Below are 13,266 nucleotides of genomic sequence, written 5' to 3'. Positions count from 1 at the left end.
GACTTCGAACACCTCCCTCAACGGCACGGGAGCCTCGTGCGTTGCGGAGACCGATCCCGTCACCCGATCAGTGGTCACGCTGAAAGAGCTCACTGGGCGGGATGACGCCGATGCGATCGGCATGCGTCTTGCCCACCAGCGCCTTGCGCAGGGCGACGACGACGTCGTTCGGTGTGACGTCCGTCTTGCTGCCGTTGCCACGTTGGATCTTCACCCCGGCGAAGGTGGGGATGACCAGCCGCTTGATCGCATCGTGGTCGTAGTGGACGACGAGCTTGCCGCCCTCCTCCTTGACCGAAAGGATCTGCGGCAGGGACTTGCTGCCGAGCAGGATGTGGTGCACGGAGTCGGTCTGCACCGTGACATCGGCGGACATGGCGGGCGTCGCGAAGCTCTTCATCATCCGGTCGACCTCGGCCTTGCCGATCTTCGGCTCCTGGTTGCTGCTGGGCAGCTCGACCACCGCATCCTGGCCGGTCGCGGCGCGGTCGCGGTAGGCCTTGGCGACCATCGCGACGGCCTTGCCCGTGTCCAGGCCCTGGTAGGGCTGCCCGTAGACCGGCACGGCCTTGCCCGGCTCGAACTTGATCGTGCCTTCCCTGGCCGTGCCCGTCTCGCCGGAGAACCGCTTCAGCGCGTCCGCGATCTTCTCCTCATCGGCGTCGATCTTGGGCTCCGCCGTGCGCTTGCCGCCCACGAGCGAGCCGATGACCGTCATCGGGTTGTAGTCCCGCCCGGACACGGCGCGCACCGTCGCCTGCGTGTCGATGCTCAGACCGGCGACCTCGGGCTTGAGCTCCGTCTGCTTGCCGCCGATCGACACCTTCAGTGGCGCGGTCGCGCGGTCGCCGAGCGCGGAGTCGAGCTTCTGCACGGCCTGCTCCTTGGAGCTGCCGCCGATCGCCACGCCCAGCACCATGGTGCCGTTGGGCACATCGGCGTGGTCGAGCAGCAGCCCCGCACCGTACGCGACGGCGACGAGGCCCAGGAGCCCGCCGCCGGCCAGGACCAGCTTGGAACGGCCCTTCTTCTTGGGCGCGCTCTTGGCCGGAGCGCTCTTCTTGGCGGGGGCCGGGGGCGGGGGCACCGCCGACTTGCCACCGGGCGCGGGCACCCCGGCCGCGGCACCCGCCCCGGTCACCTTGGGCCTGGGCACGGCCACCCGGGGCGCGCCGCTGTCGACGGGGCCCTTCGCAGCCGGGCCGCCGGGCGCGGGCACAGCGCTGACGAGCGCCTCGCCCACCGCGGCCTTGTCTCCGGTCGCGGGCACCGTGGGGCCGCCGCCCTTCTGCTTTTTCTTCTGCTGCTGACCCTTGGGGACAGCAGGGCCCTGCGGGGTGCCCTGCTGTCCGCCGACGGGCGGCGGGGGGACCTGCGGGATGCCTTCGCGCGGCGTGTCCGTACGGCCTCCGGTGAACGCGGCACAGCCGGGCGGCGTGGCCACGGGGGCGCCCTGGCCCGTGACGGGCGCGGGGAACTGTTGCGTCGACTCCACGCCCTGGGGAGCGGCGGCCGGGGCACCCATGGCGGCCGCGTTCCACGGCGTGGCGCCGGTCGTGGACGGGGAGGAGCCCGGCCAGTCGTCGACGGGCGGTTGTCGCATCGTCCCCGTCGTCGAGGGATCGGCGTATCCGGGCAGAGGCGGCTGCGGCGTCATGCCGGTCGCCGAGCCACCGCCCGGCCAGTTGCCGACCGGCGATTGCGGCATCGCACCGGTCGTCGAAAGGGGCGAGGAGGGCTCAGAGGTCGCAAGGGTCGCAGGATCGGCGTATCCGGGCGCGGACTGCTGCGGCATCATGCCCGTCGTTGAGCCACCGCCCGGCCAGTCGTCGCCCTGGTCGCCGGAGCGCCACGCGGCACGGCGCGAGGCCGCGTCGCCCTGCCAGGGCGTGCCGCCTGTGGCGGACGGGCCGGGCTGGGGGGCCGGAGTGGCGCCGGGCCAGTCGTCGGCCGGGGCCCCGACGGCCTGACCGCTGTCCTGCCAGGGAGCCGCGCCGGTGGTGGAGGCACCGCCCGGCCAGTCGTCGGCCGGGGTGTCCGAGACCATCCCGCCACCGTTCGGCCAAGGCGTGGCACCCGTCGCCGTAGAACCCGGGGCAGACGGGGCGGTCATGGGCCAGTCGTCGAGCGGGGCGGCGACCGGCGGGGGCGACTGGAGCAGCGGGTTCACGCCCGTGGCACCCATAGGGTCCATGGGCCACGGGGTGGCGGCGGTGGTCGAGGGGTCCTGCGGGCCGTGGGCGGGCGTGCCGGCCGGTCCGGGTCCGCCGACGGGAGCGGGAGTGCCGCCGAAACCGGCGGACGCGCCTTCCGGCACACCGGCGGCACCGCCTTGGACACCCGCGCCGACACCACCGGTCAGACCGCCGCGAGCAGGAGGCGGAGTCGGTGTGCTGGACTTGCGCGGATCGAACCAGCCGCTCGTCTTCTTCTTGCCCTCGGAGTGCTCGCCCTGGCGCTCCGCATCCGCGCGCGCGACGGGCGCCTCGGAGCGGCGCGGCAGCGCGGGCTTGCCTCCATCGCGCGCGCCACCGCCTGTGACCGGAGCGCCGGCACCGGCCGCGCCCGGAGCACCCATGGCGGCATCGTCCTGTACCACCTCATCACCGACGGGCGTGTGCATGATGACCGGCGGAATGGGCCGCGAACCCGGGATGTTGATGCGGATCCGCGTCGTCAGCGTGGTCTCGGTCCTGGGCTCTTCCGGCTTCGGCGTCAGGCCGGGCCCTTCCCCGGCGTCCGAGGACGCGTGGCGGGTTCCGTACGGAGGAGTCCCCGACGGGTAGGCGGCGCTACCGCGCCCCTGGGGCCCGGAGGATGAACTGTCAGATTCACGGCTCAAAGCAGGCTCTCCCGGTTGGCTCCGCCGCCCGTCATGACCTCGTTCGTCCGGCTCGGCGGCGCGCACCACCATACTGGGGCACCGCGGACGTACATTCGGCGCCCGCCGGATCGCCCGGCGACAGGGAGCGCGGGGCGCGTCCTCGCGCCGGACAGCGGCGTACCTCGTCCATGTGCCACTTATTGCCGGGGTTGGGGCTGCCACCCGGCGCAGCCCGGCGTGAAGGTCGTGCACCAGGCCCGCACGGTCTCGTACGTCATCTGGATCCCGCGCTCGTAGAGCAGCTCCTTGACCTCTCGGTACGAGAACGGGTGCCGGTGGTACAGCGACACGGTGTGACCGATCACCTCCGCCGGAAACAGGTACCCCCGGTACGGCGGCCCCGTCTCAGCCTCTGGCGCAATCCCCTCTCACGACGACTTACATCAAGATCATCACGCGCCTCCGCCGACAACCTGGCAGCGCCGATTTTGGTTTTCCGACTGTCAACGAAAGTGTTCGCGGGTATACCAGTGGGCGACAGGAAAATGTCATCGGCTCGGTAGAATTGGAAATGCCCCAGATCTTAAGGCAGGGATCCTGGGTCGGCACCGTAACTAAACGCTACAAGCGGCACTGGAAGTGCCACCTTCCTGTGCCGTGGCATAAGGGCTTTCGGTGTGAGTCTCTGGCCGCCATGACCGTTCATCTGTACCACCGGACTCCCTTCTGGTCCGAGCGCGCCGCTGCCCGGCTCCGCTGCATGTGGCACGAAAAATGGACCTCGACCGTCCGCAGTACCGCTGTGAGGCAGCCGACGTCGAGCCGGGAAGCGGGGATGGAAAGGGAGAGGAAACCGCGGAATAGCGGCGCCGACGGAGCTGTGAACGAGCGGGGGGGGGGCGGTGTAATCGGCCCTGCCTCCCGATTGGCTCCGCTGGAGTGACTTCGGATGCCTCGACTCACGCCTGGGCGCGCGAGACATCCTTCCTCCAGCCGCGCTGGATTGTCGCTGTCTCACGTGACCAAACCGGCACGCCGCTCGAGAATGGAAAAATTCTCCAGAGATATCGGAATATCTCATTCCGGATGGCTGGAACAAGCGGAGACAACAGAGAGGCTGCTCAGTGAGCAGGAAGAAGAAGTCAGGCGTTCTTGGTGGTTTCAAGGCGTTCCTGATGCGGGGCAACGTCATCGAGCTTGCGGTTGCCGTTGTCATCGGCGCGGCGTTTACCAACATCGTCAATTCAGTGGTCAAGGGTGTGATCAACCCGGTCGTCGGCGCCTTCGGTACCAAGGACCTCGACCGTTATGCGACCTGCCTCAAGGGCTCCTGCGCCAAGAGTGCAACAGGGGAAGTGACCGCGGGCATCTACATACAGTGGGGCACGGTACTCAGTGCCACGCTGACGTTCCTGATCACAGGCACGATCGTCTACTTCGTGATGCTGCTGCCCATGAGACGCTGGCAGGACCACCACGCCGCCAAGAAGGCCGCCAAGCCGGCGAAACCGACCGAGGCCGAGCTGCTGGAGCAGATCCGGGACGTACTGCTCGACCAGCGCCGCGACGGTGGGACGGAGAAGGCGACGGCCCGGCGCTTCCTCCTGGCCACGAGCGCAGCCACGGACCTGGAGCCGACGCACTATCCGGATCCGCGCCAGAGGCCGGACGCGACCCGGGGTCCTGCCTCTGGCGGGGATCGAACCGCCCACGGATACCGCAACCACGGCAGGTAATTCGTGTCGTCTGCCTGAGAGCCGGGGCCCCGCACACACGTCGTGCGTTCCGTAAGTCTCGTCGGAAGGCGGGGCACCGTTTTGTCTCCGGTTACCGATCCGGCTCCGGACCGGATCGGGTCGGCTGGCCACGTGGCCCAGCTGCCTGGTCGAGGTGAACTGGACGTGCGGTGTGGCGCAGGCTCCTGGAGCACGCGTTCTTACGCGGCGGCCACTGCCACCTGCTGGGTCGCGGTCTGCTCGTCCATGACCGCGCTGAGCTTGCGGGCGTACCGGATCAGCGCGCCGCCCACGACGAGGGCCAGCGCGCCTTGCCACAGGAAGTTTTCGCTCTGCGTCAGCAGGGACTGACCGATGCGTGGCAGTTGGCCGCCGATGGCGTCGCCGGTCGCCGCGGCCAGGAACCACACTCCCATCATCTGGTTGGCGAACGCCTTGGGTGCGAGACGGGTGGTGACCGACAGGCCGACGGGGCTGAGGAACAGCTCTCCGGTGACCTGGAGGAGGTAGGTGCCGATCAGCCAGAAGACAGCGACCTTGGCGCCGCCGGAGGCGATGTTCGAGGCCGCGGCCATCACGAAGAACGAGGCTCCCACGAGGATCAGGGCCAGGCCGAACTTCAGCGGGGTGGTCATGCGCCGACCGCGCCGCGTCCAGAAGGCGGCGAAGACGGGCGCCAGGAGGATGACGAAGAAGGAGGGCAGGCACTGCATCCAGCTGGCGGGGATCTGCCAGCCGAGGATGTGGCGGTCGGTCTTGTCCGCCGCGAACAGGTTGAGTTCGTTGCCGAACTGGTCGTAGATCATCCAGAAGACGGTGGCCGCGGCGAAGAGCCAGACATAGGACTTCAGGCGGGCCCGTTCCTGGGCGGTGATCTTGGGGCTGCGAAGCATGAGGGCGAGGTAGCCGGCGGGGACGATCACCGCGACGACCGTCAGGCCGAAGGTGATCCCGTCGATGTCCAGGGCGCCGCACAGGCCGCAGACCGCGAAGAGCAGGGCGATGGCACCCAGTGTGCCGAGGGTGGAGCGCAGTGCGCGGCGGCGTTCCTCGGCGGTGAGGGGCTGGCAGGGGTGGTCCTCGGCGTCGGGGAAGCGGCGCCCGCCGAGTACGTACTGGATCAGGCCGAGGGCCATGCCGATGGCCGCGGCTCCGAATCCCGCGTGCCAGCTGACCTCTTCGCCGAGGTATCCGACCAGCAGGGGCGAGAGCGTGCCGCCGATGTTGATGCCCATGTAGAACAGGGAGTAGCCCGCGTCCCGGCGTTGTTCGTCGTCGGGCGCGTAGAGACGACCGACCATGGCGGAGATGTTCGGCTTGAGCAGCCCGGTGCCCACGGTGATCAGTACGAGACCGGGCCAGACACCGTAGTTGCCCGGGATCGCCATGGCGGTGTGCCCGGCCATGATCACCACGCCGCCGTAGAGCACGGCACGGCGGGCGCCGAGCAGGCGGTCGGCCACCCAGCCGCCGGGCAGCGCGAGCAACGAGATCATCGCCATGTAGACGCCCTCCACCGCTTCGGCGGTCCCCGCGCTCAGCCCCATGCCCTCGGAGGCGGGGCTCGCGGCCAGGAAGGTCACGAGAATCGCCGCCATGCCGTACAGGCTGAAGCGCTCCCACAGCTCGGTGAGAACAAGGGTGGTCAGGCCGCGGGGATGGCGCGCCCGGACGTCGGCGCCCCCTCTGTGCATATCTATCGAGTCGCTCACATATTTAATATACCGTCGGCAATCTGGGATGCCGCGGCGGGAGGGGCTGTGCGGAGGGAGGCGGGACTCGTGGTCGGCGGCGGCCAGTTGGGCGGTGCGCCTGTCGGCGTGGGAGATGCGGGAAGCGGGGCTGGGATATGGGCCCGGTCGTCCTGGGACCGACGTGGCGCGCTTCATGGGCCGCGTGTGTGGTCTGGGCCGCACTGCGCGACTATCCCCAGGGCGTCGCGCGTGATGCTTGTCACGACGGACTGGTTGGGTTCGACGTCAGCTGTCGCCTCGGGGATTGTGGAGTGTCTCCTTGGCCTTTTTGTGCGCCTTGTGAGTCCGGCACCGATTCGAGAGTACGAGCGCCCATGCATGACGCACCGCCCGCCATATCACCCCTGAGCGGCGAGAAGGAGCCCTTGTCGGCGGGCCTGAAGCAGCGGCATCTGACGATGCTGGGGCTCGGCGGGGTGATCGGGGCGGGCCTGTTCGTCGGCTCCGGTGCTGGGATCTCCGTGGCGGGTCCCGGGATCATCGTCTCGTATCTGATCGCGGGCGCGCTCGCGATGCTGGTGATGCGGATGCTCGGCGAGATGTCGTCCGCGATGCCGGCCTCGGGCGCTTTCTCCGTGCACGCGGAGCGCGCGCTGGGCCGGTGGGCCGGGTTTACCGTCGGCTGGCTCTACTGGTTCGTGCTCGTCGTGGTGCTGGCGGTGGAGGCGACGGGAGCTGCACAGATTGCGAACGGGTGGGTGCCGTCGGTGCCGACATGGACGTGGGTGCTGATGTTCATGGTGGTCTTCACCGGTGCCAATCTGGCGGCGGTGAAGAACTTCGGCGAGTTCGAGTTCTGGTTCGCCACCCTCAAGGTCGGCGCGATCGTCCTGTTCCTGGGCCTGAGCCTGCTGGCGATCTTCGGGCTGCTGCCCGACACTCACGCGGTAGGTCTGGCCAATCTCACCGGCCAGGGCGGCTTCTTCCCCCACGGTATGAGCGGGGTCGTCTCCGGCGTGCTCGCCGTTGTCTTCGCCTTCGGCGGCCTGGAGGTCGTCACCATCGCCGCCGCCGAGTCCGACGACCCGGCCCGCGCGGTCGGACGCGCGGTGCGCAGCGCGGTGTGGCGGATCCTCTTCTTCTACGTGGGCTCGATGCTGGTGGTGGTCACGCTGCTGCCGTGGACCTCGATGCAGCCAGGCAAGAGCCCGTACGTGGCGGCACTCGACCACATCGGGGTGCCGGGGGCCGGGCAGATCATGAACATCGTGGTCTTCGTGGCGCTGCTGTCCGCGCTGAACGCCAACCTCTACGGCTCGTCCCGGATGGTCTTCTCGCTCGCCGAGCGGGGCGAGGCGCCGCGCTCCCTGCTCAAAGTCTCGGGCGGGGTGCCGCGCCGGGCCGTCCTCGCCTCGGTGGCCTTCGGCTTCGTCTCGGTCGTATTGAACCTGGAGTGGCCGGACTCGATCTTCAAGTACCTGCTGAACGCCGTCGGAGCGGTACTCCTCTTCGTCTGGGGCCTGATCGCCTTCTCCCAGCTGCGCCTGCGGCCGCGCTTCGAACGCGAGGCACCGGATCGGCTGGCGCTGCGGATGTGGGCCTTCCCTTACCTGACGTGGGTCGCGCTGGTGGGCATGGCGGGGGTCCTCATCCTCATGCTCACGGATGACGGGGCGCGGCCACAACTGCTCTGGTCCGCGGGGGCGACAGCGGCAGTGCTCGCCATCGCGGGCATCCGGGAACTCCGCCTGCGACGGGCAGGATCAGTAGGGGCCCGGGGGCTGGGCACCACCTGCGAATGAAGATCGTGGGCATACGTGGCGTCGACCTCGTATGAAGTGACATCATCCTTGCCAGTGAGGGTTGTGTCCGGGCTCCTTATGGGGAGGAACTCGCGCGCACGGCCCTCTCCTCCTGACTGGATGAAGCGGCACGACGGTGCGCGTGGACGGCGCTGCCGACGGGGTTGTGCGCTGTCCCGCTAAAAGCCGCCCCATCCCAGGAACGGCGGGTCGGCCGGCCTGGTTTCGTAGACCACACCCTGACTGTGCGGGTACGGCCTCGTGGGGTCGAGCATGACCTTTCCGACAGGTCGGCAGGCGCGGGCATCCTCCACTGTGGTGTGGACCTGGATGGCGCTCGACAGATCGTGTACAGCACCGATCAACGGCTTGATCCTCCCCGCTTCGGTCTCCCGGAACAGAGTCTCCATCGACCCCATCAAGTGGTAGGGGTGCCTGAGATCGGAGAACAGGTCGGGGAGCCAGAACCTGGAGATGCTCCTGAAGTGGCCCCTCAGGGAGCTCAGGAACAGAGGCTCACGTATGGATGCGGCCTGGCCGAAGACGGCCATTCGTCCCTGATGCGTCAGAGCATCGAGGACGGGCGCGAGTATGGGGCTGCCTGCTGGTGCCAACGCGGCATCAACCCTTCCGCCAGCGGCGTCCATGATGCGTTCAGTGAGCCCGTCCGCGGAGGAGGAGTCGACGACCGCGTGTGCTCCCAGCTTCAGGGCTGTTTCTCTCCGCTGTTCGTCACATTCCAGGGCGATGATCTTTCGTCCACCGCCTTGGGCGATCTGGACAGCCAACGACCCGAGACTGCCGGCGGCATCCGGGACAAGTACCGTCTCCTTCCGCTGTACTCGTAGCGTCGTGTACAGGCAGTGGTAAGCGGATTGGCCGTGGAGCGTCAGCGAGCAAGCTTCGTCGTCAGTGATGTAGTCGGGAACGTTCCAGGTCAAATTCCCTGGTGCGAGTGCTTTCTCGGCGTATGCCCCGCTGTGGGTGAGAGCGGCCACCCTCCTGCCGTCCGGGGCCACACCCACGAACTCCGTTCCGGGTATGAACGGGTACCTGGCAGGCCCGAGGAATCCGTCCACCCGCATGGACATCTCGGCGAAGTTCACGCCAGCCCGCGTGACCCTCACGAGTTCATGTCCGAGAACCGGTTGGGGCTCAGGAACATCGGCCAAGGAGAAACTTTCGGCGACGCCTGGTCCGCCCAACACGATTGCGTACATCGGCGCTCCAAGATTGGTGTTCTTACGCGGAGTTCTGATCGGGAGGTGTTCTTCGGCCCGCGAAAACGAGGCACAGGGGCACCTCTCAAGGCCAGGGCGGGTGGGTGGATGCGATCCGTCGCCTCGCGCCTGGCACCCGGTGGTGACGTGCCTCTGGCCGTTTCCATTCTGCCCAGTCAGTGGCCTTGCGCGGGCCTCTTGCGGCTCCTCCGCTCCACGCTGTCAACCATGGATAACCGAAATGTATGCCTATGGATGACGAGGCCGGGCAGTGACCGCTCGTAGTGTCGGCTGCGCAGCCGGATCCTTCGTGAGGCGTGGATCCGGCTGCGTCCGTCGGTTGCGAGCTACTGCTCCGCTCGACTGCACCCGCAGGTGCGCCGTCACGATCCCGCCCTGACACGGATGGCGCACCTGCGGTCACGCATGCCATGCGGACAAGGCTGCAGATGCCGAGCACATTCCAGAGGGCTTGCCAGGGCACCGCATGGTTTGGGGGAGTGGCCACAACACCCGCATGCGCCCGTGGGCTTGCTCCTCTTTGACCGGCACAACCAGCGTGTCCGCCAAAGGGGAGCAAGCCCACGGGCGTTACGTCGGGACCACACCCGACTGCGCGTCACGAGTGGGGCGGCCCTTTGTCCAGCTCAAGCGGTGGCGGATCTTCCATGAAATCCGGTGCAACACCAGCTGCATCAGCCAGATCTTCGCCGCCGTTCACGCTATCGAAATCGACTGGCGGGCAGGATGAGAAATCCTCGCCGAGAAAGCATCAGTGAATCTCGCCGGTTTTCTGGCCTGTGGCGCTGCCTGCCAGCCATTTCTCCCATGTCAGGCTGAAGGCGGCGTAGCCGTTTTGTCCGTCATCCTTGTGATCGGATGCACCTGTGATGGTGACCGGGTCTCCTTCTTTCACCTGGTTGTAGAACCATTCGGCATTGGAGAGCGACAGGTGTATGCACCCGTGCGAGCTGGAACTCCCTGGAGAGGGATCGGCGTTGCTGTAGTGGACATAGACACCCGACATGGTGAGATGGACATCCCATTGATAGATGCCGTCATAGAAGCCTTTTTCACCTTGATGGCAAGCAGATCCCACACTGCAGGAAGTCATGCGCAACTTTTCCTGTTTGTCCATCACGGCCATGGTGCCGGACCAGGTGCGGTGTTCGTCGCTGCCAGTGCTGACGGAAAAGTTTTCTACGGTTGCTCCGTTTTTGGTCACCCTCATCGTGTGATCAGCAACGGACACATTGGCCCGGAAATCATCACCAACGGTAAAGCTGCGCTGATAGTTGCGCTTGCCGTAACGGCCTTTCCCGTCACTCACGTCCGTGAGGTCGGCGTCAAGTTTCACCTTGGTGCCCGGGCTCCAGAAATGCTCCGGTCGCCAGTCGACACGGGTCTCACTGAACCAGTGCCAAGCCCCGGTCACGGACGTGGAGGTGGTCACCTTCAGATGGCGCTCGACAGTGGAGCGTGCTGACTGTGCGACCGGCTTGCTGAAGACGACGGAAATCGGCATGGCCACACCGACCGTGGTCACGTTGGGTTCAGGAGTAATCGATTCGACCTCCATCGGTGGACCTGACGGATGCGTCGGTGATGCGCTCGGGCTCGTGCTCTTGCCATCATTCCCGGATGACGCGGCACCGGAAACCGACCCATGTGCAGCACCGCCGGCGCAACCACTGACACCTGCGATCACTGCGCCAGCTACCAGAGCCGCCCTGACCCTATATTTAAGTTGTCTCACAACGCTGCCTCAATCGCTTCCTGCTCCGCCGGATCGGTCTGGAGGACAGGAAAACAGAGCGCCCAGGTTGCAGTTGCTTCGCAAAATGAATGCAAGACAGCTTGACGCTTCCTTGAACCTCCTGGCATGGAACGAGGCTCACCGCCCCAAGTGCCGCTGTGCGCCCCATGTGTACTGGGCAAGCCGCCTATCGCAGTGGCCTGCCGCAGATTCGTCACGGCGGCCCTTCCTGGCCGGCGCCTCGTTCTCACCCCACTCCACAGATCCTTGACGATCCATGACCAGCGGTGACGCGTAGGTAAAGATCAGGCTCCCGAAGCGATGTTTTTACGGGGGTATTTGAGTGGGTCATCGCAGATAACTAAGGTTCCGCCTTAAGCCTTCGTGCGTTTGCTCAACCATCCGGGGGCGGCGGTGAGGTTCCGCCCGAGCCGCAGGGGCACATGCGGCGAGTGGCCAAAAGAAAAGGAAACGTTCTCCGTGGCGTGTCATCGTCGGCCCAAGCGCTCGGGCCGCGCTCGAGTCACCGTCCTCACTGAGACCGACGCCGCGGCTGTCGCCTTCTCCGCCCAGGCCTTGTACGCGAGTTCACTGTCCACGTCGGACGGTGCTCTCCTATGGCCCGGATACCTTCCCGGAGAGGGCTTTTACACTCGACCAGCGGAGTGCCGGGCAGGCCGACACCCTCAGGCAGACCACCGGGGAACAGTGCGTGCTCAAGCAGCAGCTACAGGAATCAACCGGCAGAGCCAGGCACCAGGCTTCGTGCTCTCCGTGCCGATTTCTTCCGCCTGCCAGGTCCAACCGGTGCAGTTACCGGGCCCCGTCCCCGAGCACAGTGCCCCTCATAGTGTTCTGGACGGGCTTTCTTCCCCTCCGTGAGAAAGATTGAGATGCCCTCTTGCCGCGTCGCCTGTACTCGACGGAAGTGGCTGCCCGTATGGTCCGGTCTGCTCGTTGTGAGTGTTCTCCTGACCGGCTGCTCCTCCGCTACGGGGCTGCGGGACGACGGGCCCGCATCTCCCGTCCATCTGTCCGCCACCGCTTCTCCGCTATGGCCTGACCACTCGCCCGCTCCCTCACCTGACCGGCATTCCGGAGTGATGCAACATGAATATGCTCCCGTACCCGGCTTCACGGTCCCCGCAGGAGAGCTGAAGAATGTGTCGCCATCCCAGTTGCTCAAGGCAGACCCTGCCGTGTCGGATACGGTGAAAATCGATCTGGGGGATTGCGCGGGCCCCGGAGGCTGTTTGAGGTCTCCCGTTTACACAGACCTGACCGGGGACGGCCGACCCGAGCTCGTGCTGGCAGTCGACTCCCCGGTACGCACCTGCCTCTTGGTCTACACAGCATCAGGCGACTCGGCCCGGCTCATTCTCGAGTCTGTGGGTCAGCCTGGGCTCACCGCATCCACCGTGGGACGGGATCTCGTCATCGAGCGAACCGGCACAAGTCGCATCACCACACGGTATCGCTGGAACGGCAAGGTGCTGGAGCCGGTCAGCACCGACTCCTCGAATCCTGTGAGGGCCCGATGACCCACCTTCTTCTCGTCGAGGACGACGAGGTGATCCGCAATACCGTCCGGATGGCTCTGGAACGCTACGGCTACCGCGTTTCTGTAGCCAGTGACGGCCTGGAGGGACTGGAGAAGTTCCGGGAGGAAGAGCCCGATCTGCTGATCCTGGATGTGATGCTCCCCGAACTGGACGGCATAGGCCTGTGCCGCCGTATCCGTGAGTTCAGCCTGGTACCGGTGCTCATGATGTCAGCCCGTGGCGACACACTCGATGCCGTATCGGGCTTGGAAGCGGGCGCAGACGACTACGTCACCAAGCCCGTGGCCAGCGCCCTGCTCGTCGCCCGTATCCGCTCGCTGCTACGCCGGGCCGCGTTCCCACCCGTTGGCAGCCCCGCTGAAGCTCCTGTCGAGCACCGGTCTGTCCGCCTCCTCACATTCGGCGACCTGTCGATCGATCCGGATGCAATGGAAGTACACCGTGCCGGGAAGCCGGTCGCGCTGACACCCACCGAACTGCGGCTGCTGCTCGAGTTCGCCGCCAGCCCCGGTATCGTGCTCGCACGCCGGACACTGCTGCGCAACGTGTGGGACTACACCTGGGAGGGCGACACCCGTGTTGTCGACCTCCACATGCAGCGGCTGCGCGCGAAAATAGGCGCGGAGCGGATCGAAACGGTCCGTGGCTTCGGCTACAAGCTGCGCCCTTGAC

At 66.7% G+C, this 13,266-nt stretch carries 8 protein-coding genes; 3 read left to right on the top strand and 5 right to left on the bottom strand.

Annotated elements, in window-relative coordinates; all coding sequences use genetic code 11:
* Positions 1–67: 67 nt before the first annotated feature.
* Both ACWD4A_RS26540 and ACWD4A_RS26535 read right to left on the bottom strand, forming a co-directional pair.
* Entirely contained in the window at positions 68–2,578 is a 2,511-nt protein-coding gene (locus tag ACWD4A_RS26540) for a hypothetical protein (RefSeq protein WP_451197735.1), read from the bottom strand.
* A 443-nt stretch (positions 2,579–3,021) separates the two neighbouring features.
* Positions 3,022–3,189, bottom strand: a complete 168-nt coding sequence (locus ACWD4A_RS26535) for a hypothetical protein (protein WP_451197734.1) — start codon at positions 3,187–3,189, stop codon at positions 3,022–3,024.
* 759 nt (positions 3,190–3,948) lie between these two features.
* Between ACWD4A_RS26535 and mscL the strand changes: the two genes are divergently transcribed.
* Positions 3,949–4,560 carry a large conductance mechanosensitive channel protein MscL gene (mscL, locus tag ACWD4A_RS26530; protein WP_451197733.1) on the top strand — a complete coding sequence of 204 codons (612 nt, stop codon included), beginning with the start codon at positions 3,949–3,951 and terminating at the stop codon, positions 4,558–4,560.
* A gap of 200 nt (positions 4,561–4,760) precedes the next feature.
* Here the strand turns inward: mscL and ACWD4A_RS26525 are convergent, their stop codons facing one another.
* A complete protein-coding gene (locus ACWD4A_RS26525) occupies positions 4,761–6,272 on the bottom strand; it encodes a peptide MFS transporter (protein ID WP_451197732.1) in 1,512 nt (503 codons plus the stop codon).
* Positions 6,273–6,628: 356 nt separating this feature from the next.
* Between ACWD4A_RS26525 and ACWD4A_RS26520 the strand changes: the two genes are divergently transcribed.
* Positions 6,629–8,056 carry an amino acid permease gene (locus ACWD4A_RS26520; RefSeq protein WP_451197730.1) on the top strand — a complete coding sequence of 476 codons (1,428 nt, stop codon included), beginning with the start codon at positions 6,629–6,631 and terminating at the stop codon, positions 8,054–8,056.
* Between the two features lie 179 nt (positions 8,057–8,235).
* On the opposite strand, the gene ACWD4A_RS26515 is transcribed toward ACWD4A_RS26520, so the two are convergent.
* The gene (locus ACWD4A_RS26515; protein WP_451197728.1) at positions 8,236–9,276 is read right to left on the bottom strand and encodes a quinone oxidoreductase family protein; all 1,041 of its coding nucleotides are present in this window, start codon (positions 9,274–9,276) and stop codon (positions 8,236–8,238) included.
* Positions 9,277–10,048: 772 nt separating this feature from the next.
* The gene (locus tag ACWD4A_RS26510; RefSeq protein ID WP_451197727.1) at positions 10,049–10,984 is read right to left on the bottom strand and encodes a L,D-transpeptidase; all 936 of its coding nucleotides are present in this window, start codon (positions 10,982–10,984) and stop codon (positions 10,049–10,051) included.
* A 1,585-nt stretch (positions 10,985–12,569) separates the two neighbouring features.
* Here ACWD4A_RS26510 and cseB point away from each other — a divergent pair.
* Positions 12,570–13,265, top strand: coding sequence for a two-component system response regulator CseB (gene cseB / locus ACWD4A_RS26505; RefSeq protein ID WP_451197725.1), 696 nt, complete (start codon positions 12,570–12,572; stop codon positions 13,263–13,265).
* Position 13,266: the final 1 nt, after the last annotated feature.

This window comes from Streptomyces sp. NPDC002537 (genome assembly GCF_053594975.1).
Note: the sequence above shows the minus strand (reverse complement) of the source record. Positions and strands in the feature narration are given on the sequence as shown.